The sequence below is a fragment of the Microcoleus sp. w1-18aA5 genome, assembly GCF_036701705.1.
In the GTDB taxonomy this organism is placed as follows: domain Bacteria; phylum Cyanobacteriota; class Cyanobacteriia; order Cyanobacteriales; family Microcoleaceae; genus Microcoleus.
In genome coordinates this window covers 1-22472 of record NZ_JAUPTE010000044.1, presented here as the reverse complement: position 1 = coordinate 22472, position 22472 = coordinate 1, and the positions used below count along the sequence as shown (strand labels likewise).

Genomic DNA, 22472 nt, shown 5'->3' with positions numbered 1-22472 from the left:
TAAAAATGTGTCGGTTTTATAGAACCGATTTGAGAGCGCAGAGGCTGGCAACCTTCTGGTAGTTCTAGCATAAATTGGTTGTTGGTTAGTGGCGATCGTCAGTATGAGCATTGCCACACATTTATATCATGGCATTAATTGAACAGTTGCCCCAGAAATGTGGCGCGCCAGATTTTAGCCCAGTCGCACGTTGATATGACAGCTAAAGCGACTTGTTACGCTTGCCCCAGTGCAGCATTCATGACATCAGTGTCGATGCAAACATCTAATCACATATTTTTTTTCCTCGGCTCTCCCCGATGCTCGGTGTTAAAAGTAGCAGATGATACTAAGTATCTGAGACTGAACGTTGAAACCCTCGATCGTGCTAAATTATTAGCTTGCGTTATCACCATAAGTACGAGAGAGCCGATAATAAGTTAATGTCGATTCCAATTGGGCTTTGACGCAGGGGATGGGAGAATAGATATGAAATCCTTATCAAAGATAGTATCTAAGTTACAGTCCTCATTTCCCATTCATAAATCAAATACTTATCTACACTGTTACCATTATTACATTTTAACTCAGGAGAGCCACATGAACGAACCCACTAAAAGCAATACCAAAGCAGGCTGTCCCCCAGTTCCCGAATCGCTTGTCAAAGCTAAACGGGATGAACTCACCGACATCAAACTAAATATTACCAAGATGGGTGAGAAAGACTTACCAGATGACTTACAGGGTCATGTCTTTATCATTGCACCAGTCGGAACCATTGAATCAGGAGGTCTTCCCTTTATAAATGGAGACTCATTCTTAAGCGGCGACGGTATGATTTACCGATTCGACTTCCAGCAAAAGAGTGAAGTTTTATTAACTACACGGATTATCAGGCCACCAGATTACTATGCGGATAAAGCAAGCCAACCTGGTGAAAAATATGCCAAGTATCAATTCCGCAATCATGGCATCATCAGGTTTTCTTGGTGTCTTGGCTCTCGCAATGATTTAAGTATTGCCTTCCTGCCAATGAAATTTGCTGAGGACTCCCAAGAACGCCTGCTAGTGGCCTATGATGCGGGTCGTCATTACGAAATTGATACGGCAACTCTTGAAGTGGCAACTCCTGTAGGCTGGAACAAAGAGTGGCGAGGAGAAATTGAGCTAAATTTTCCATTGCAGTGCCTGAATTTTCCCTTTTCACCCGTGCTTAGCACTGCTCACCCCGTATTTGACGTTCGCAAAAGCGAAATGTTCACGGTCAATTATGGGATGTCATTAAAAACTTTTCTCGGCATCGTAACTAATACGGCAAATAAACTAAAGAAACAAGTAAAGAAAGTTTTTCCACCAGCGAGACCATATCTGGAAAAATTCAAGCTTCCAGAAGATTTCATCTATCTAATGCGCTGGGATGGTAAAGGAGAACTAGAGCGATGGCAGCTAGTCTTGCCTGATGGTTCGCCTGTCAAAATTAAGCAAAGCATTCACCAAATTGGATTCTCTCAAAATTACGTGGTAATTGTAGATACCTCTTTCAGAACAGGGATAGAGCAGATAATTAACAACCCTTTTCCGAAAAACAAAAGATTAGAAGAATGGTTGCGAAAAAAACTGGATGTCATGGAGTTAGCAACAACTCCTGTCTATCTCATACCTCGCGATCGCTTAACCAAAGGCCAAAAATCTGGAGTTAGCGATCGCAACCAAGATGTGCCAACAGTGACTGTGCAAAAAGTAGAAATTCCCCTAGAGATAACCCATTTTCTCGTAGATTACGACAATCCCGAACAACTAATTACCCTTCATGCAGCACATACTTGTGCCTGGGATGTGTCTGAATGGATACGTGCCTATGATGACTCTCCTTTTGACCCTAAGTTACCTCGCCCACAGGGGATGGAACAGAGCGAGATGGACATCAGTCGCGTCGGACGCTACGTCATTAACGGAGAAACTGGAGAAATCGTTGAACAGAAGGTTATTCCAGAGAAATTTATCCCTGAAGCAGAAGAGTGCAGGTGCACTTGGGGAGTAGCACTTTATGCTTATCTTGACCGACTTCCTTCTGCTCTCTATCCCACGATGCCGCCAGGAAAGCTTGATAATATTTACTGGATCTCTTTGGGACTCTGGAAGGATCTAGTCAGTAAGTTTATGGTTGATTTCTTCAAAGACTATCCGTCCAGAGAAGTGCCACTAGAGGAATTGCTCAGAATTGCCCAAGAAGAAGGCAGACCAAGTAGCTTGTTCCGGATGGATACTTCTTCAACTGAATCGATGAAGATTGCCGATTCCTATGAATTTCCTCCTGGTTGTATCGGTCTTTCGCCCCAGTTTATACCGCGCGGTGATGGTAACAGTTCAACGGATGGTTACATTACCTGCACTGTTTGGTTGAACAATACCTACGAGATCTGGATTTTCGAGGCTTGGGATCTCAAGCAGGGTCCTCAGTGGAAACTGAGCGATTCCTCTCTGAACTTTGGGTTAACTTTGCACACGACGTGGTTGCCAAGTATTGGACGCCGCCAAGCTAGCTACAACGTGCCTGTGAGGGAGGATTATCAGGAATTAGTGGCTCAGAAGCGATCGCAGGAGATTCAGGATCTGTTTGATGAAAAGGTGTACCCTCACTTTGAGAAAGAATTAAAATCGATCTGAGAGCAACGATAATATATTTAACAAGGTTAGAGGTCAAAGCTACTGTAAACTAGGTCATCCTGACCTCTAGTCTTTTTATATTTAAACAAAAAAAGTAAAAATATGATTATTCTCCCCGGCTACACAATTGTAGAGATAATTTATGAAGGAGACAGAACAGTTGTTTGCCGAGGAATCAGAGAGCGCGATCGCCAGTCAGTTATTCTCAAGATAATTAAAAATGAATATCCGAACATTGAAGAGATTACTTGCCTAAGACAAGAATACAGCATTCCCCAAAAATTAGACATCCCCGGAATTGTCAAGCCATACAATCTGGTTAGCTATCAGAATAGCTTTGCTTTAGTATTAGAAGATTTTGGCGGTCGAGCTATTAACAAATTATTGAGATTTAAAAACATTAAATTACAAGATTTTTTAATTTTGGCGATTTCTTTAGCAGAAACGATCGGTCAAATCCATAAAGTAGGGATTATACATAAAGATATTAAACCTAGCAATATCATCATCAACCCCGAAACGAGGGAAGTCAAAATAACTGACTTTAGCATCGCGATCGCCTTACCCAAAGAACAGCAAACTATTGTCAATCCCAACTTGCTGGAAGGGACTCTCGCTTATATGTCACCCGAACAAACAGGGAGAATGAATCGAGCAATTGACTACCGCACCGACTTCTACTCTTTGGGAGTGACTTTCTATGAAATGCTGACCAACCAGTTGCCATTTACTACCACCGATCCGATGGAGTTGGTTTACTGTCATATTGCCAAACAACCAGTCCCACCTAAAGAGGTAGCAGAAATTCCTCAAGCGGTTTCAGATATTGTGATGAAACTGTTAGCAAAAAATGCGGAAGACCGATATCAAAGTGCGGCGGGATTAAAATTTGACCTGGAAACTTGTTTGCAGCAATTGCAGACAACTGGAAAGATTGAAAATTTTCCCATCGGTCAACGCGATCGCGGCAACCAATTACTCATTCCCCAGAAGCTTTATGGTAGAGAAACCGAAGTCCAAATTCTTCTAGATGCCTTTGGACGAGTCAGCCTCGGTGTCACCGAGATGATGTTAGTTTCCGGTTATTCCGGGATTGGTAAAACTTCAATCATCAATGAAGTTCATAAACCAATTGTAGCAGCTAGGGGATATTTTATTGCGGGTAAGTTTGACCAGTTTAAGCGCAATATTCCCTATGCGGCGTTAATCCAAGCATTTCAAGAATTAGTTCGTCAGCTATTAACCGAAAGTTCCGAAGTGATTGCGGTTTGGAAAGAAAATTTATTAAAAGCGCTAGATAATAACGGTAAAGTTATTATTGATGTTATCCCCGAAGTAGAACTAATTATCGGTAAACAGCCTGAAGTTCCTCAACTGGGTTCATCGGAATCCCAAAACAGATTTAATCGGGTATTTCAACAATTTATTCGCGTTTTTTGTCAACCAGAACACCCGCTAGTCATATTCCTAGACGATTTACAGTGGGCAGATTCGGCATCTCTAAAGTTAATCCAACTCTTAGTAACTGACCCAGATAGCAAATATTTGTTAACGATTGGAGCTTATCGAGATAACGAAGTCAGTCCCGTTCATCCTTTAATTCAGACAATAGAAAAAATTCAAGAAACTGAAACGGTGGTGAATAATATCACCATTCAGGCGCTGGCTTGGGATAGCGTCAACCAATTAATCGCCGACACTCTCGATGCCAGCGTAAATTCAGACGAAATAAAAGTTTTTTCTGAATTACTTTTTAATAAAACCCAAGGAAATCCCTTTTTCTTAACGCAGCTACTCAAAACCCTGTACTCGGAAAATCTGCTGGTTTATCAAGTAGATACAGACGGCTGGGAGTGGGATATTCAACAAATCCAAGCAATTGGTATCGCAGATTTCAATATTGTTGAACTGGTTGCTCGCAATATTCGCAAACTCCCAGAAACAACCCAGAAATCATTAAAATTAGCGGCTTGTATCGGCAACCAATTTAATTTAGAAGTTTTATCAATTGTCAATGAAGAATCAAACTTAGTGACGGCGGCTCATTTGTGGGAGGCAATGCAAGCGGGTTTGATTCTGCCGCTGTCTGAAAATTACAAAATTCCTCTAGTGTTTGCCCAGGAAGAGTTGGCATCTATACGCGATATCAAAGTTGACTACAGATTTTTGCACGACCGCGTGCAACAAGCAGCCTATTCTTTGATTCCAGAGTCAGAGAAAAAAGCCACTCACCTGAAAATTGGTCAACTGCTTCTGAATAATACAACAGAGCAAGAGCGAAAAGATAATATTTTTGCTCTGGTTAACCAACTGAATTTTGGCACAGATTTGCTAACTAATCAGTCAGAAAAAGATGAGTTGGCCCAATTAAACCTGGTTGCTGGACAGAAAGCAAAGGCAGCTACTGCATATGAAGCCGCTGTTAATTATTTGAATGTAGGTATAGAACTCCTGAGTCAAGATAGCTGGGAAAGTAGATACGATCTGACATTTAATTTTTATCTGGAAGCGGCGGAAGCCGAATATCTTAATGCTAATTTAGAACGAGCAGTAATTTTGTGCGATCGCGCTCTCCAAAAAGCCAAAACCATCCTCGAACAAGTCCAGTTATACGAACTAAAAATTAAGCTTGAACTCGCTAAAAACCAGATTCAATCTGCTTTAGATACCGGACTGCAAGTTCTCCAAATCCTGGGAGTGACCCTGAGTCAATCACCCCCGCAAGAACTCAACATTGAGGAGTTAGCAAACCTATCTGAAATGACCGATCCCTACAAGCTGGCGGCTATGCAGATTTTAACTCTCATATGGCCTCCTGCTTGTTTTGGAGATGCCAAGCTATCTCTACCAATTCTGTATACTATGATCGATCTTTCCAGTCAATATGGAAATTCTAAACCAGCTATTTATGCCTACTGTAACTATGGTGGAATCGTAACTTGGCAAATTCCAGACATAGATTTTGGTTATCAGCTCGGTCAACTAGCTTTGAATGTATTAGATAAGCTGAATGCCAAAGAGTTTCGCTGTAAAGCATTGCTCACATATTGCATTACTATCCAACATTGGAAGCAACATACTAGGAATACTATAGAACCCTTGCGTCAGGCAATTCAAGACGGTCTAGAAGTTGGCGATATAGAATTTGCTTGTCATACGGCTGATTTTTACTGCGCCCACTTGTTTTTTGTTGGTGAACATCTTGAGTTTGTGGCTGAGAGGTTGGAGCAATATATTGATTTTGTCAATAGGTTTAAACAAGAATACCAGTTAAACTTGTTGAAAATATTTGGTCAAGCTGTATCTAATATTAGGGAAGGGGCTGAAAATAAATGCGAATTAATGGGCAATACTTTTAACGAAAAAGAAAGTTTGCAACTATTTATACAAGAAAATAATGTAATATATTTGTTGTACATATATTTTTTAAAATCTCGTTTGTGCTATCTTTTTAAAGATTACTCTGGCTGTTTAGAAAATGCTGAATTAGCAGCCAAATATTCACATTTTGTTCGGAACATAATTCTGTTTACAGAACATATTTTTTACTATTCGCTTGCTTTAGTTGCTCAGTATGCAAACACGCAAGATCGTGAAGATAATGAGAACAATATTAAACAGAAACAATATCTAAAACAAGTAGAAGAAAATCAAAAAAAAATGAAATATTGGGCGTTACATTGCCCAGCTAATTACCAACATAAGTATGATTTAGTAGAAGCAGAAAAAGCCCGCGTATTGGGGCAATCTTTCTCAGCAATGGAATATTACGACCGGGCGATAGATGGAGCCAAGGAAAATGGATACGTCCAGCACGAAGCACTCGCCAATGAACTAGCAGCAGAATTCTATTTAGCATTAGGTCGTCAGAAAGTAGCGCGTACCTACATGATAGACGCTTACTATGCTTACATCCGCTGGGGAGCAAAGGCAAAAGTTAAAGATTTAGAAGAGCGCTATCCTGAATTACTCGCACCTATCGTCGGTAGGAAAAACAGCCTTCCGAGTGGAGGAGACGAAACGATTGTTCAGAGCAGAACCACTATCACTTCTACCACCAGTTCAGGTGCTCGACAAGCTCTGGATTTATCAACAATTATCAAAGCCTCCCAAGCGCTCTCAGGGGAAGTTAATTTAGATAAGTTACTCTCGAATTTGATGCAAGTCTTGCTGGAAAACGCCGGAGCAGAAAAATTTTATTTCATCATACCTGACCCAGCAGGTAAGTGGAAAATCGAAGCTCAATGTACGGGTGAACGATGTGAATTAATATCCAAGTCAGCGACTGAAAATCAAGTGATTCCTATCTCGCTGGTTAATTATGTACAACGCACGCAAGAAACTCTTGCGATCGATGATGCAACCACTGAAACCAGGTTTGCCTCTGACCCCTATATTATTCAGCAGCGACCTAAATCTATCTTGTGTAGCCCCCTGATTAATCAAGGTAAGTTGGTAGGCATCTTATACCTAGAAAATAATTTAACAGCGGGGGCTTTTACGCGCGATCGCTTAGAAGTCCTCAACATCATTTCCGCCCAAGCTGCGATCTCCATCGAAAATGCCCGTCTCTATCAAACTTTAGAAGAAAAAGTGCAACAACGCACCGCCCAACTCGCCCAAGCAAACCAGGAAATTAGCAGCCTCAATAACAAACTTAAAGCCGAAAACATCCGCCTCAGTGCTGAGTTAGAAGTCACGAAACGACTGCAACAAATGATCTTGCCCAAACAATCAGAACTGGATAAAATCAAAGGATTAGAAATAGCTGGATATATGCAACCTGCCGATGAAGTTGGTGGCGACTACTACGACGTGCTAGCCCAAAATGATCAGGTAAAAATTAGCATCGGCGATGTTACGGGACATGGTTTAGAAAGTGGCGTATTAATGATTATGGCGCAAACCGCCGTCCGCACTCTCCAACAAATGAACGAAACCGATCCGGTGAAGTTTCTTGATGTGTTAAACCGCACCCTTTATGCCAATATCGAGCGCATCGACTCGTCTAAAAACATGACATTGACTTTGTTAGATTATCAAGATAGTAACCTTACCCTCAGCGGTCAACATGAAGAAATAATTGTAGTCCGTACTGATGGTAACATCGAACGGATCGATACAACGGAACTCGGCTTTCCTCTGGGATTAGAGGAAGATATTGCTGATTTTGTTTCCCAAGTTCAAGTGCATCTTAATCCAGGGGATGTAGTAGTGCTTTACACAGATGGAATTACCGAAGCTGTAAATATAAATAAAGTGTATTACGGCATAGAAAGATTGTGCCAAGTGACCAAAGAAAATCGCCACAAAACGGCTGAAGAAATTCGACAAGCAGTAATTGATCATCTGCGGCAACATATTGACAAACATAAAGTTTTTGACGACATTACGTTGGTAGTTATAAAACAGAAATAACGCAAGTTGGTAATTGGTAATTGGTAAATTGTTTGAGAGTCCGACGATCGAAACCGACTTCACGCCCAACAATTTTGGAAATGGTGCGCGGACTCAGGAAAGTGCGATCGAAAGCTGAGCGCCACTTCTGTGCTAAAATCCAAAATTCCTCAAACACATCAACCAACTTGTGGTAAAGTTTTGTGTCGATCGCCGGTTAGCGGAGCCCTCCAAGAGGATCGGTCAAATATCAACACAAGTTCAGTTAAACGCGCTCACAGCAATGTTTTTGCCAATTTTCCCCCTAGCTCAAACCATCCCCCCACCTCCCGCCCAACAACAACTGATCATCGACCCAGAAGCCCCCGTACCCGAAAACGAACTGGATTTGCCGCCACAGCCAAGCAGCAGCCCGCTGAAAACAGTGACAATGCCGCAGCAAGTGCGCGTACTACCGGGACAACTCGACAACATCCCCGTTTTCAACAGCAACAGCCCCGAAGTTGTGCAAACCGAAGGCATTTTGCTCTCCACATTTCCACAGGAAGGAAAACAACTACCTTATGCACACTTAAACTTTCCCTTCAAAGGCCGATTTGACATCTTTGCCCACCACATCGCCAAAGCTAAAAATCGCGACCAAACTCGCACCTTATTTCAAGGAATAATTGTCCACAATCCCAACTCCGAACCTGTTACTTTAAATGTCTTGCAAGGAGCGACCTATTTAACTCGGCCGGATGCCTTGTTTGTCGATTTGCCGTCGTATTTAGAAAATCGATTCGGCACTGTGTTTGCGGGGCCTGGAAGCCGCATCACGAGCGATGTGCTGCGGGGATACAGACAAGCCATTTTGCCGGCTGCGATCGAGATTCCGGCCAATCAGAGCCGAATGCTGATGAATTTGCCGATACCCGTGGGGAATGTCACGCCTTCTTCCAATGGTCGATCGACCTTGATGCGAATGTCGAGCAGCAATGCGGTTTATGTAGCATCATTAGCAATGTTTGCTCCTCAAAGTCAAGGAGGAGTCGAGCAAGATCCGACTTTAGAACAGTGGGAAAATATTTTAAATACCAAAGGTTTAGCGGGGCCAAGAGATTTAGCACCAACTCCCAGAGGCGAAAATCCGGTGCAAAAAATTTATGGCCGCGTGGCGGGAGTAGCTGAAGGTTCCCAGTGGGAAGCTAAAATTACGGACAATTCGAGAACCGATTATTTAACTATTCCCAAGCGCGGCGAGTCATTTTCTTATGCTTTGAGCACTACTGATACGGGTACTTTTGGCACTGGTCAAGTTCAAAGCGCTAAAATGTTAGCTCGCTATCCCGATACTGCTTACTTTGCTCACGGTAATTACGGGATTCAATACAACTTAACTTTTCCCCTTTACAACAAATCTCGTGAGTCTCAATCTGTTAGCATTAAAATGCAAACACCGATCAAAGCAAATACAGAAGCGGGGGGATTGATGTTTTATGACCCTCCTGAAAATCGGATATTTTTCCGAGGTACGGTGCGGGTGATGTTTAAGGATGATACGGGCAAGACTTTGACGCGCTACATTCACATCGTGCAGCGCAGGGGACAGCAGGGGGAACCTTTGGTGAATGTGAATATGAAGCCGGGGGAACGCCGTTTGGTGCAGGTGGATTTCTTGTATCCGCCGGATGCGACGCCGCCGCAAGTTTTGACTGTGCGATCGAGTAATTAATTGGTGGTTATACCAATTTAATATGAAGCTGCACAGAACATAGAGCCAGTAGGTTGAATCTTACTGGCAACAATGATAAAGTTTAGACAACTGTTGAATAAGGAGAATAGTTATGTCTGTTCAGATGCAAAGACGGCTATTTACAGTACAAGAATATCACCTAATGGGTGAGGCTGGCATTTTGAGCGAAGATGACCGAGTAGAATTGATAGAAGGAGAAATTGTTCAAATGGCTGCAATTGGTACTCGTCATGCAAGTTGTGTAAAGCGCCTGATCGCTGTGTTCTCCGATTTGGAGAGAAGACGTGCGATTATAGGCGCCCAAGACCCGATCCAGTTAACTGAACGCACCGAACCTCAACCGGATATTGTATTGCTGCAACCTCGCGCTGACTACTATGCTACTGCACATCCAGTACCATCTGAAGTTTTGTTGTTAGTTGAGGTTTCTGATAGCACTGTTGATTTCGATCGCGATGTGAAAGTACCTAACTATGCTCGTGCTGGTATTCAAGAAGTATGGTTGTGGGATCTTGAGATTAATTGTTTAGAAGTTTACCGTTTTCCGACGGCAAATGGCTATACTTCAATGCAAAAGTTTGAGCGGGGAGAAATGGTGGCGCCGCTAGCTTTTACTGAGTTTGAAGTAAGCGTTGATTTTATTTTGGGTTAGAGCGATATAAAAGTAGATTGAATATTATAAACTCTTAGCTGATTGACAGTCAACTGTCAACAGTTAACTGTTGACAGTTAACTGTTGACAGTCAACTGGTTAAAGGGTCAAAGATTGAGGATTTGTCTCAATTAATTTCGCTAAATCTTGCAAGAAAGATGCAGCGTCAGCACCGTAAATAATCCGGTGATCGCAAGTAATATTCACCTGCATTTGGCGCTTCACTCCCATCAAACCATCCTCGTTTGCTACTACTTGCGGCCGCGAAGAACCGATCGCCAAAATCGAGCCTTGATTCGGGGGCAAAATCGCGTCAAACTTGTCTACACCAAACATTCCCAAATTGGAAAGAGTGAAAGTTCCCGTGCTGTACTCATCAGGCTTCAACTGCTTGGTGCGGGCGCGATCGACTAAATCCTTCCAAGTGCGCGAGAGCGAATAAATATCGAGGCGATCGGCATTTTGCAACACCGGCGTAATCAAACCACCGCCGTCCATCGCCACAGCTACCGCCACATTAATATCAGCGCGGTATTGAATCCCGGACTCCACATAAGAAGCATTCAGCAGAGGATGTTTTTGTAAAGTTACTGCTACAGCCTTCGCCAGCATAGCCGTCATCGTGACGCCCTTCGACTTAATTTGTTTGTAGAGTTTGTCGAGATTATCAGTAGTAATTGTGTAACCGACGCGGAAAGACGGCACGCTCAAACTTGCTTCCATATTCCGCACTACCGCATTTTGCAGCGCGTTCATCGGTACTTTTTGGCCCGAAAGTGCGATCGCCGGGACTGGTGCGGGTGCGGGTTTGGCTGCTGCGGGGGCGGGTGCTGCGGGTGCCGGTGCGGGTGCTGCGGGGACTGTTACCGCTTGCTGAACCGGTGCGGGTTGGGCTTTGCCGGCTGCTGCTTCCACATCCTCTGCGACAATGCGACCGTTGGGCCCGCTGCCTTTGATAGAATTCAAATCTACTTTAAACTCTTTGGCTAATTTGCGAGCGCGGGGAGAAACGACGCTGCGGCCGTTTTGGCGACTAACATTTTGTTGCAAACCTGCTGACGATGTAGCTGCGCTGACAGGAGCGGGGCTGGGAGCCGGGGCGGCGGTTGGGGCGGTGGCTCCTTGCTGCTGAGCTGTGGCGATTTCGGCTTCTGTTTCTGCTACGAGGGCGATTGCTGCGCCCACCGGAGCAACTTCGCCCGCAGGTACGATAATTATTGCTAAATAGCCTTCGTAGAAAGACTCGACATCCATGTCGGCTTTGTCGGATTCAACCACTACCACCGTTTCGCCTTTTTCTACTTTGTCTCCGGCTGATTTGACCCAGGAAACAATTTTGCCCTCTGTCATGGTAGAACTCAGGGCTGGCATGAAAACTTCGCGAATCATCTGTAAAAAGTCCTTTTGTGTTGGTAATAGGTAATCGGTATTTGGCAATTGAGCATTGGCGATCGGCCACTGGCAATACTTATTATTATGCCAGTGTCTCGCATTCTTGATGTGTGACTGTTGACTCAAAATCAATTGCCAATTACCGATCGCCAATTACCACTTACCAATTTCTAAATATCACCTCGAATTTCTTCGACTATGCCGTCGCGGAGGAGAATTTCTACTTGCATTTTTTGAATCAAGTTTTCTCCGAGCCCGACAGTGAATGTGCCGTCAATTTGACCTTGACTCACTTCTTGTTCCAGGTCTAGCACCTGCACTTGCTGAAGCTGTTGCAGGTTTTGGTTTTTCTGTTCTAGCAGTTCGCTTTTTCTTTGATTCACCTGCACTTGAATGTTTTCTATTTGCTGCATTACTTGCGGGCCTGGGGGCTGCAGATTTTGCTTTTGGATTTCTGAAATCATCCGCTGCCCTTGCATTTCTAACTGTTGTAGCTGAGAGTCTATTTGGTTGATTTGGGCTTGGAGTTGCTGTTGAGCTTCTTCTTTCCAGCGGGGAGTAACGACGACTTTAACGTTAATCGATCGTTTCAAGAGTAATTGTGGTTCCATAAAGTTGTTGCTTGTCAATTAGGAATTAGGCATTAGTCATTAGTTGCTAAATATGAACTAATGGCCCAGGACTGAGGACTCGGACTCGGGACTCGGGTGTTGGGATAATTTTTTCTTTTCCATTCCCCAAGTCCTGCGAATATTTCAAAACATCCCGTCAATCATATCGCGGTAGTGTTGCGTCACAACCGGGCGCTTAATTTTCAGGGTCTGGGTCAACATTCCATTTTCGATCGAAAATGGCTCCTGAATCAACCTGAACGGGCCGATGCGATCGTCCGCGCGGTATCCAGGGCGATTTTGCACCTCTCGGTTCAATTCTTTGCGGAATAAATCTTGAATTGTCTTGCTATTCCAGTCAATTTCGTGTAATGGGGGAGTCTGAGTTTCTGCCCATTTCTGCACAGCTTCTGCATTGGGGACAATTAAGGCGCCGACGGATCTCTGGTCTTGACCTACTAGCATAATTTGGTCGATGTAGGGGCTGCGGACGCAGGCGTCTTCTATGGGCTGGGGTTCGATGTTTTCGCCGTTGCTGAGGACGATCGTATCTTTGGCCCGCCCGGTCAAGATTAAGTCATTTCCCGGTGTCAGCCAGCCCAAATCCCCGGTATCGAACCAGCCTTCGGAGTCTATGGCCTTGGCAGTCGCTTGGGGATTGAGATAATAACCTGCCATGATTTGCGGCCCCCGCGCCAATACCAAGCCGCGCTGGCCTGTGGGCAGTTGCTGTCGGGTTTCGGGGTCTACGATTTTAATTTCCGTATGGGCGATCGGCTGTCCTGCGGAACCTTTAAGATTGTGCCAAGGGCGGCGCACAGTTAAAACCGGCGAAGTTTCGGTTAAACCGTATCCCACCAACAAGCCGATATTCGCTATTTCAAAAAAATTGTCTAAATGCGTTGCCAAAGAACCGCCGCCGCTAATTGCCCATTTTAAGCGTCCTCCCGTAGCTTCCCTGACTTTTTTGTAAACCAATTTTTCCGCGAGGGCGTGTACGGGCGACAACAGAATGCTTTTGGTGCGGGCGATTAGTTTTTCGGAAGCAGAAGCCGGTTTCAAACTAAGAGTTAATCCTTGGAAAATGCGGCGCGCCTCGATGTATTGCTGGCTGGAAGATAACAGGAAATTCACCAATTTTTGTTTATTAGGTGGTTGTTCCCGAAACTGCTTTTGTACGGCCTCATAAATCGATTCCCAGATGCGCGGAACGCTGACCATGTACTGGGGTTTGTAAGTTTTAAAGTCTTGTTTGAAATAGCGAATATTGGTGTAAATTTGCGTGCATCCTTGGGAAAGCAGGAAGTATTCGACGCTGCGTTCGTAGGCGTGCCAACTGGGCAGAATGCTGAGGGCGCCCTCGCCGGCTTCGGGCTGGAGAATTGTGCCCAAGGTGTTGAGTTGGTGCAGCAGATTGCCGTGAGTCAGCATGACGCCTTTGGGTTTGCCGGTGGTGCCGCTGGTGTAGAGGAGGGTGGCGAGGGTTTGAGGCTTGTGGTTGGTGGGTTTGAGGGGACGGTTGGCCCCTGTGGTCATGACTTGGGAAAATTTGACTGTGTTTAGGGTTTGGCTGGTTTCCGGTTCTTCGTCGGAAAGAAGGACGACGAGTTGGACGGGCAAATCGGGGAGGCGGTGTTGCAGTTTTTTGAGTAATGCCAGGTTTTCGACTACCAAGGCGGTGCTGCCGCTGTCTTGGATGATGTACAAAAGTTCTTCGGGGTCGGCGGTGGCGCCTCGAACCGCGTTGGCTGCCCCGGCCATCATGATACCTTGGTCGGCTATCAGCCAGCGGGGGCTGTTGTCGGCGAAGAGGGCGACGCGGGGAGGGACTGCTTCTTCGGGATTTGGTTCGATGCCGAGGGCTTGGAGGCCAGCGGCGAATTGCTGGATTTGCTGGTAGAGGTCGGTGTAGGTGAGTTTGATTTCTGGCTGGGTGTGGGGGTCGTGGAGGGCGACGGTTTGACCGAATTTTTGTTTGACGATCGCCCAAAATTCGGGTATCGATTGGATGGAACTGTAATCGATCAGGCGGCTGAGGTTAGCGCGATCGCGATCGGTCATTTGAGATGATGTGTAAGATGCTGGGCCGTTCATAGGGTATTTTCCTGAGTTTAGGGAGATAAAATTATTGGCTATAAGTTTAATATCACAGTTATTTTATAACTATGTGGCAGTGTCGTGACAGTTTACCAACCTGCCATTGTCTATTTAGAAAATTAGGGATACAAAATGATGAAAATTATAGTTGCACAGAAACATATGAATTTACCAAGGTTGATAGTAGTTGCTTTGAGTGCGATGGTAGCATTATCTGGAAATGTACTTGGAGCGAAGGCCGAAGAAACGCGATCGGAAAACAGAACATTTGCGGATTGGTGTCGCCAAAAAGCTGATTTGAGTTCTGAAACTAAACATACTGTTGAAGTGCTGTTGGAGAAAGCAGGGACTACTGAGTGTGAGGCGGCCGATCGGAAACTTTCTAGTCTCACGGAGCTCTCCCTCAGCCACAATCAGATCGGCGACATCAAACCGCTAGCATCCTTGAGTAACCTGACAGAGCTCAGCCTCGAAAGAAATCAAATCAGCGACATCAAACCGCTAGCATCCTTGACTAACCTGACTTGGCTCAACCTCATCAGCAATGAGATCGGCGACATCAAACCGCTAGCATCCTTGACTAAGCTGACACAGCTCGACCTCAGCTACAATCCGATCGGCGACATCAAACCGCTAGCATCCTTGACTAACCTGACTAATCTCAGCCTCGTAAGAAATCAAATCAGCGACATCAAAACGCTAGCATCCTTGACTAACCTGACACAGCTCGACCTCAGCGACAATCAAATCAGCGACATCAAACCGCTAGCATCCTTGACTAACCTGAAGAAGCTCGACCTCACCTCCAATCAAATCAGCGACATCCAACCGCTAAAATCTTTGACTAAACTTGAGTCGCTCGGCCTCAGCGACAATAAAATTAGCGACATCAAACCGCTAGCATCCTTGACTAACCTGACTGATCTCTCCCTCGGCGGAAATCCGATCGCTCCCAAGACTTGCCCTCTTTCGCCAGAGTCTATCTGTATGTGGGGACCACCACTATTTGAAGCACCGCCACAATTCTCACCACCACCACTGCCACCGCCACCGCCACAATTCTCACCACCACCACTGCCTGAACTACAACTGGGAAACAGCAGGCGAACATTTGCGGATTGGTGCCGCCAAAAAGCTGATTTGAGTCCAGAAACCAAACATACTGTTGACGTGTTGTTGAAGGAAGCAGAGACTAATGATTGCGATGCGGCCGATCGGAAACTTTCTAGTCTCGCGACGCTCAACCTCGGCGGCAATGCGATCGGCGATATCGAACCGCTAGCATCCTTGACTAACCTGACTGATCTCTCCCTCAACGACAATCAGATCGGCGACATCAAACCGCTAGCATCCTTGACTAACCTGACGCAGCTCAGCCTCAGCTTCAATCAGATCGGCGATATCAAACCGCTAGCATCCTTGACTAACCTGAGGCAGCTCAGCCTCCACAACAATCAGATCGGCGACATCAAACCGCTAGCATCCTTGACTAACCTGACTGATCTCGACCTCACCCTCAATCAGATCGGCGACATCAAACCGCTAGCATCCTTGACTAACCTGACGCAGCTCAGCCTCAGCTTCAATCAGCTCGGCGATATCAAACCGCTAGCATCATTGACTAACCTGACTTCGCTGTGGCTCATCAACAATCAAATCAGCGACATCAAACCACTAGCATCCTTGACTAACCTGAAGGATCTCTTCCTCAGCGGAAATCAGATCGGCGACATCAAACCGCTAGCATCCTTGACTAACCTGACGCATCTCGGCCTCATCAACAATCAAATCGGCGATATCAAACCGCTAGCATCCTTGACTAACCTGAAGGAGCTCTACCTCATCGACAATCAGATCGGCGATATCAAACCGCTATCATCCTTGACTAACCTGACTGTGCTCTTCCTCAGCGGAAATCCGATCGCTCCCAAAACTTGCCCTCTTTCGCGAGAGTCTATCTGTCAGTGGTAACCACCAACTCAATGATAAAACTTTAAAGTTACGAAAATTAGAGAGATCAGATGATGACACTTAACTAGGTACTTATAATTATGAATTAGATCGCTTTTTTAAGCGCGATAGATCGTTCCATCCCACAGTTCGGAAATAGGATGCAATTTGCCTTCTTTAATTTGCTGGAGGGAGTTACGGAGGCTGGCTAGGACGAGTTCGGCAGGCTCGTCATCGGTATCTGCTGGCTGGGTGACGATATGGCGACTGATTAATAGTTGGTAGAAGTCGTCCACAGATATTACAGCAAGTTGAGCAGCTCGATCGAGACTGAGGCTGTGCTGCTGATAAAGTACGATCGCGAGTTCGAGTCGCACATCGGCTTCAGTCAGGGGGAGATTGTCGGGAAGGTCGATCGTAATTTGCATGATTTATAGTACCTTTTAATTTCAATTGTCTCTGAAGTGGGATCGTTACAGATTCATTAAACTTTGATTCATTGGCTGTATTCTTCAAGATTAAAACGAGTAGATATGTCAGCACTTTAACATAGCTGGGTGCTTAGGGCACACCTTACCCCCACAATAAAATTGAACTATGAGTGGAACAGGCATCTTGCCTGTTCATGAAACTCGTGCAAGATCTCAGATTTAAGCCACCTTGCGCGGTGCATCAACCATCGGCGCAGTGCCAAACAAATGTCTGAGATAACTGCGACTGAGCTCGCGGTTCCAGCGCCGCAAACGCACCATCACTCGCGTGAATGTAAAAGTCAATTCCAACACCAAAGAAAGCTGTTTCAGACTGAGTGAAGTATTAAACACATCATTGCCGTGCGTGCGTTCAATCTGATGATGTTTCAGCAAAGCAATCAGGTTTTTGGTAGAGCCTTTCAGTTGATTGAAATAACTCTGGGAGAATGCCCAGCGGCTGAAACCCCAAAACTTAGCCAAATGATTGATCTCATCCTGTAAAGGCTGGGAAATTGCCTGTTGCAACGCTCCTGTTGAGTGTACCATCAACCATAAATAGACAGAAGTAGCTCCCCACTCGGTACTCAGGCGACTAATCACGTGTTTATAGGTATCTTGCCAAGCGTCGCCTGTGGATTGACAGCCCTTCACAGAGTTCGGTTTAACTTGCAGTTTTTCACCTGTAAGTTGCTGGTAAATTTTCCTAAATGTCGGGCAATGTTGGCGTTCTTCTTTTTCCCAGACACCTATCTCTAGAATGTTGCCATTGGCATCAAAAATTCCTCCCATAAACCGCGCCATTTGCGGGTAAATATGTTGTAAGTAGCACCAACTTTCTCTACCGTAACTGCGGATGGGAGCTTCAATTTCTGCCGCACTTGCCAAAATTTGTAAAAATATTTCTGGCTTGACACCAATAATTTGGTCGCGATTGATTCCTTGCCAATCTATGGGTTCCCAAGGGCGGGGATGCGGGGTGGAAAATTGCTGGGGGAGAGCGGAAAGTCGATCGCTCAAAACTTCCAATGACATATAATGGTCGATGAGGGAGTTAATCCTCGCTCGACTTTGCAAGTAGCGAGGGCTTTGATACTGATTCCCAGCCAAATCAATTGTATACACCTTACCAGTAGCTTTCATTGTTTCTGCCTGTTCGTAACTTTTACAGCTATTGTGCAAAAGGCATTTGGGAAGTCGCAATGAGTAACGTGCAGGCTGCTCAATTACTAGCACTGGCGTTGATTGAGCAGAACTTAGGTGAAACGGCATGAAGTAGGGTGAACTAAATAACAGATGATACGGCTAAGATGTGCCAAAGAGTAGCCTTCCTCCCATAAATAGTCTCTACTATTGAAAATACAAAGACTTGCCACTGCCCGTCGGCATGATAATCATCATATCCCGTTTTTGTAAAGCAGCTTCGACAATTTCCTGCTCCCCCGGGATCAAAGAGTCATAGCAAAAAAAATGTTTGAGAACTTGTTCCAGGGACAGCGGCACAGAAGATGTTGGCGGATTAGACGCTGATATTTCCAGTAGTTGGTTGTTGGATTTTACGCTATTCCATGCTTTTGGAGAACAAATACACTGAGTGCGATCGCACAAAATTCGTTACGCAGAGAAACCGATACTTTTAATCAGGGTTTAGACGGATAGTGATGGGTATCGATAGTGATGGGTTTGGCCCATCACAGAAGTCACCCCCAAATGGAAAGCCGTTATCAACAGCAGAATTTTCCACTTTACTTTAATTCGTTACATACCCAGATTAGATGGTGAATTAATTGCTTAAATGGCTGCTACAAACTAACAGCAATCAATATTTCTTTACAATGTTCGGAATCTGGACTTCACAAACAAGCATCAAAAATTGATGGTTTTTGAATCCTGAATGTCAATTTCTGTGTATATATACGTATGCCAGGCTCAACATTTGCCTGCCCCAGCTTCACACAATCTTCACAAATATCCGTATAATTACGGTAAGTTTATAAAGATTTGGTAAAGATTGCCCTTAAAGGTAGCCCAAATCACGGTTCTGTAAGTTAAACTGAGAGCCAGCCAAAACCACACTTACGTAATCACCACACAATCCTGAAAAAACGCAATTTTATATATCCTAAAGGCGTTGAAGGGATGCCGTAACTAAGGGGTGTTAGTCGGACATATCGACCAACAGTTTTTAAGCCAACTAAATTGCAACTAAACCAATAAAAATTGCTCATAACCGGGTTAGTTGTCATTCAAAAAATTTGTTTCAAATTTTTGACAGGGTGAGTTATGAAAAAAAAATTAGGGGTTAAAAATCACATTTTTAAAACCCCAGAAGCCTTGGAAAATTTCCCGGCTATTCAGAAAATTTTCGAGGAAGTCGGTGCAGAACCGACATTAGTGGCGAAATTAAATACAGCGTGTGAAATTTGCGAGTTTCAGCTCGGAGATGAAATCACTCAATATCAAACATCAGATAGCAACAATTTTCTTGAAAAAGAACAGAGCGATCGCAATTTTTATTTAGTTTGCGAGGGAAGAGTCAGACTGCTAGCGGTAGAAGCGTCTCAACAGCAGGAAATTTCGGCGGTGGTACTGGAAGTCGGAGCAATATTTGGGACAGATAACCGATTTATTGAAAGCGGACTGCCTTACAGGGCAATTGCGGCTGGCACTTGCCAAATCGGTCGAATTGCGGCCACCACAATGCAGCTTATTTTAGAAGAATTCCCGCAACTGCAACAGCACTTGCAGCAAGAATTTCAAGAGCGACACCGGTTAATATTTTTCAAGACACAAACTGATTTGCGATCGCGCCCTCCCCACCAACAACAGCTTCTGTGGCCGCACTTACTTCCTTACATAGAAGAAAGTCGAGTTCCCGCAGGAGTTTCCCTCGCTGAACATTGCCAAAACTCCAACAATAATTTTTGGCTCCGCAGCGGTCAAATTCAAGGTCAAGCAGCGCCAATTATCGGCAGGAACTGGGAATATTCAGACATAAAGAGCGACTGGATAGCGGTAACAGATCTGCTAATTTACCAGCTTAGCAGCGAACAGTGGGAAATCGCCAAAGCGCGAATTAGTTCCGAAAGCAATTCCCGCCCTAAAATCATCCGCAAACCTCCCATTTTAAGCTTAGTAACGTCGCCCCAGGATGCCAGATCTACCTCACAAACCGAGCCATCAAAATTAACCGCAGTTGCTCAGCAAAAACCCGCAGCCGGAATCATCAGCTTTCCCAAACCAAAGCAGCGGCGCTGGTTGAGCAGCAGACACCCATTCATTCAACAACAGAGTGCAGCAGACTGTGGAGCTACTTGCTTAGCGATGATTAGCGAATATTGGGGTAAAAAATTCAGCCTAAATTACTTGCGCGAATTGGCAGAAATCGGCCGCAGCGGCGCGTCGCTCAAGAGTCTGGCAAAAGCAGCGGAAAGGATGGGATTTCAAACCCGTCCCGTGCGAGCTTCTTTAACTCCCCTGCGAAATCAAAATCCCTGGATTGCTCACTGGCAAGGCAATCACTACGTGGCAGTTTACCGCTTTAAAAATCAACAGGTTTTAGTGGCTGATCCGGCTGCGGGCAAGCGGTGGATGAGCATTAAAAGTTTTACCGAAAATTGGACTGGGTACGCCCTAATTTTAGACCCGACAGCGGAACTCTACCGCAATCACGCTGCCGAACATCAAGGCATTAAAATTAAAGATTTTGTTGGCATAGTCTGGCCATACCGCGCTGCGATCGCCCAAATTCTGCTCCTCTCTTTGTTGCTCCAAGTATTTGGTTTAGTTACTCCCCTATTTACCCAGGTAATTCTCGACCAAGTGGTTGTCAGCAAAAGCATAGTAACTCTGCACGTTTTTGCGCTCGGACTGCTGTTATTTAGTGTTTGGCGAACGCTGTTGGGTGCAACGAGACAGTATTTGCTGGATTATTTGTCGAACCGCATTGACCTGACTTTAATTAGTGGCTTTATCAGTCATACTCTCAGTTTGCCAATCAAGTTTTTTGAATCTCGTCAGGTGGGCGATATCTTGACGCGGGTTCAGGAAAATCAAAAAATTCAGGCATTTTTGACTCGCCAAGCTATTACGGCTTGGTTGGATGCTTTGATGGCTGTAGTTTACATCGGACTGATGGTTTACTATAACTGGCGTCTGGCTTTGTTGGTGCTGGCTTTGATTCCACCGATCGTGATTTTGACTTTAGTGGCAACTCCATTTCTGCGAAAAGTGTCGCGGGAGATTTTTACCGAAAGTGCCAAGCAAAATTCATCTTTGGTGGAAATGATTACTGGGGTAGCGACGGTTAAGGCAACTGCTGCTGAGCGAGAAATGCGCTGGCGCTGGGAAGATCAATTAACCTGCATGATTAATGCTAAATTTCGCGGGCAGAAGTTGGCTAATTCTTTGCAGGTGATCGGGGGTGGGATTAATACTTTGGGGAGCACGGCTTTGCTTTGGTACGGGGCAATGCTGGTGATTCAAGATGAGTTGACGATCGGTCAATTTGTTGCTTTTAATATGATGATTGGGAGCGTGATTTCTCCTGTGCTGTCTGTAGTAGGACTTTGGGATGAGTTTCAAGAAGTGCTCGTTTCGATCGAGCGTTTGGATGATGTATTCTCTGCCCAACCTGAAGAAAGCCCTTACAAGCCAATGCTGGTGCTGCCTCGCATTCAGGGAAACGTCAAGTTTGACAATGTTTCTTTCCGTTATGCTCAGGATGAGGAACGCAATACGCTGCAAAATCTTTCCTTTGAGGTGCAAGCTGGAGAAACTGTGGCAATTGTTGGCCGCAGCGGTTCCGGTAAGAGCACTTTGGTAAAGTTGCTGCAAGGTTTCTATTATCCAGAAAAGGGGCGGCTGACAATTGACGGCCACGATATTCGGCACATTTCTTTGCAGTCGCTGCGAGTTCAGTTGGGTGTTGTTCCTCAAGATTGTTTCTTGTTTTCGGGAACGATTTTGGAAAATATTACGCTGTATAAAAACGGAAATGATGCGGATTCTGCAAGCTTGGAACAGGCGATAGAAGTGGCGAAGCTAGCAGAAGCTCACGCTTTTATTCAAGATATGCCGCTGGGTTATCAAACTCCTGTGGGGGAAAGGGGAACGAGTTTGTCTGGGGGCCAGCGACAACGAATTGCGATCGCCCGCGCTCTTTTGGGCGATCCCCGAATTTTGGTTTTGGACGAAGCAACTTCTTCGCTGGATACCGAATCTGAGCGCAGGTTTCAGCAAAATCTCGCCCGCATTAGTCGCGATCGCACTGCGTTTATTATCGCTCATCGTTTGTCTACGGTGCGTCATGCCGATCGCATTTTGGTTCTAGACAAAGGCATTTTAGCCGAACAAGGCAACCACGACGAATTGATGGCTGAACGCGGACTTTACTATCACCTCGCTCAGCAACAACTCGATATTTAAGTCATTAGTCATTAGTCATTAGTCATTAGTCATTAGTCATTAGTCATTAGTCATTAGTCATTAGTCATTAGTCATTAGTCATTAGTCATTAGTCA

The 22472-nt window shown here is 44.9% G+C and carries 12 protein-coding genes; 6 read left to right on the top strand and 6 right to left on the bottom strand.

Going from position 1 to position 22472, the window contains the following annotated elements; translation table 11 throughout:
- Positions 1-579 precede the first annotated feature (579 nt).
- From Q5691_RS16955 to Q5691_RS16940, 4 genes are all read left to right on the top strand, one after another.
- Complete coding sequence (locus Q5691_RS16955; protein WP_333345789.1) at positions 580-2646, top strand: carotenoid oxygenase family protein; 2067 nt, start codon at positions 580-582, stop codon at positions 2644-2646.
- Positions 2647-2748: 102 nt separating this feature from the next.
- Complete coding sequence (locus Q5691_RS16950; protein WP_333345786.1) at positions 2749-8064, top strand: AAA family ATPase; 5316 nt, start codon at positions 2749-2751, stop codon at positions 8062-8064.
- 262 nt (positions 8065-8326) lie between these two features.
- A complete protein-coding gene (locus Q5691_RS16945) occupies positions 8327-9757 on the top strand; it encodes a DUF3370 domain-containing protein (RefSeq protein ID WP_333345783.1) in 1431 nt (476 codons plus the stop codon).
- A 112-nt stretch (positions 9758-9869) separates the two neighbouring features.
- The gene (locus tag Q5691_RS16940; protein ID WP_333212857.1) at positions 9870-10430 is read left to right on the top strand and encodes a Uma2 family endonuclease; all 561 of its coding nucleotides are present in this window, start codon (positions 9870-9872) and stop codon (positions 10428-10430) included.
- Between the two features lie 99 nt (positions 10431-10529).
- Here the strand turns inward: Q5691_RS16940 and Q5691_RS16935 are convergent, their stop codons facing one another.
- The 3 genes from Q5691_RS16935 to Q5691_RS16925 form a co-directional block, all read right to left on the bottom strand.
- Positions 10530-11819 (bottom strand): dihydrolipoamide acetyltransferase family protein, encoded by a 1290-nt coding sequence (locus tag Q5691_RS16935; protein WP_333345804.1) that lies wholly within the window; start codon positions 11817-11819, stop codon positions 10530-10532.
- Positions 11820-11992: 173 nt separating this feature from the next.
- The gene (locus tag Q5691_RS16930) at positions 11993-12433 is read right to left on the bottom strand and encodes a YlqD family protein (protein WP_015179467.1); all 441 of its coding nucleotides are present in this window, start codon (positions 12431-12433) and stop codon (positions 11993-11995) included.
- 144 nt (positions 12434-12577) lie between these two features.
- Positions 12578-14527, bottom strand: coding sequence for a long-chain fatty acid--CoA ligase (locus tag Q5691_RS16925; RefSeq protein WP_333345780.1), 1950 nt, complete (start codon positions 14525-14527; stop codon positions 12578-12580).
- 135 nt (positions 14528-14662) lie between these two features.
- Between Q5691_RS16925 and Q5691_RS16920 the strand changes: the two genes are divergently transcribed.
- Positions 14663-16501, top strand: a complete 1839-nt coding sequence (locus tag Q5691_RS16920) for a leucine-rich repeat protein (protein WP_333345777.1) — start codon at positions 14663-14665, stop codon at positions 16499-16501.
- A gap of 98 nt (positions 16502-16599) precedes the next feature.
- Here Q5691_RS16920 and Q5691_RS16915 read toward each other — a convergent pair whose 3' ends face one another.
- From Q5691_RS16915 to Q5691_RS16905, 3 genes are all read right to left on the bottom strand, one after another.
- Entirely contained in the window at positions 16600-16908 is a 309-nt protein-coding gene (locus Q5691_RS16915; RefSeq protein WP_333345773.1) for a UPF0175 family protein, read from the bottom strand.
- 222 nt (positions 16909-17130) lie between these two features.
- The gene (locus Q5691_RS16910; protein ID WP_333345770.1) at positions 17131-18093 is read right to left on the bottom strand and encodes a hypothetical protein; all 963 of its coding nucleotides are present in this window, start codon (positions 18091-18093) and stop codon (positions 17131-17133) included.
- A 207-nt stretch (positions 18094-18300) separates the two neighbouring features.
- Positions 18301-18558, bottom strand: coding sequence for a hypothetical protein (locus Q5691_RS16905; protein ID WP_445305833.1), 258 nt, complete (start codon positions 18556-18558; stop codon positions 18301-18303).
- A gap of 675 nt (positions 18559-19233) precedes the next feature.
- Between Q5691_RS16905 and Q5691_RS16900 the strand changes: the two genes are divergently transcribed.
- On the top strand, positions 19234-22377 hold the full coding sequence (locus Q5691_RS16900) for a peptidase domain-containing ABC transporter (RefSeq protein ID WP_333345768.1): 3144 nt from the start codon (positions 19234-19236) through the stop codon (positions 22375-22377).
- Positions 22378-22472 lie beyond the last annotated feature (95 nt).

Excerpts from the sequence above, each read along its gene's own strand:
- Q5691_RS16955 (WP_333345789.1), top strand. The coding sequence starts at position 580 with ATGAACGAACCCACTAAAAGCAATACCAAAGCAGGCTGTCCCCCAGTT.
- Q5691_RS16950 (WP_333345786.1), top strand. The coding sequence starts at position 2,749 with ATGATTATTCTCCCCGGCTACACAATTGTAGAGATAATTTATGAAGGA.
- Q5691_RS16945 (WP_333345783.1), top strand. The coding sequence starts at position 8,327 with ATGTTTTTGCCAATTTTCCCCCTAGCTCAAACCATCCCCCCACCTCCC.
- Q5691_RS16940 (WP_333212857.1), top strand. The coding sequence starts at position 9,870 with ATGTCTGTTCAGATGCAAAGACGGCTATTTACAGTACAAGAATATCAC.
- Q5691_RS16935 (WP_333345804.1), bottom strand. The coding sequence starts at position 11,819 with ATGATTCGCGAAGTTTTCATGCCAGCCCTGAGTTCTACCATGACAGAG.
- Q5691_RS16930 (WP_015179467.1), bottom strand. The coding sequence starts at position 12,433 with ATGGAACCACAATTACTCTTGAAACGATCGATTAACGTTAAAGTCGTC.
- Q5691_RS16925 (WP_333345780.1), bottom strand. The coding sequence starts at position 14,527 with ATGAACGGCCCAGCATCTTACACATCATCTCAAATGACCGATCGCGAT.
- Q5691_RS16920 (WP_333345777.1), top strand. The coding sequence starts at position 14,663 with ATGATGAAAATTATAGTTGCACAGAAACATATGAATTTACCAAGGTTG.
- Q5691_RS16915 (WP_333345773.1), bottom strand. The coding sequence starts at position 16,908 with ATGCAAATTACGATCGACCTTCCCGACAATCTCCCCCTGACTGAAGCC.
- Q5691_RS16910 (WP_333345770.1), bottom strand. The coding sequence starts at position 18,093 with ATGAAAGCTACTGGTAAGGTGTATACAATTGATTTGGCTGGGAATCAG.
- Q5691_RS16900 (WP_333345768.1), top strand. The coding sequence starts at position 19,234 with ATGAAAAAAAAATTAGGGGTTAAAAATCACATTTTTAAAACCCCAGAA.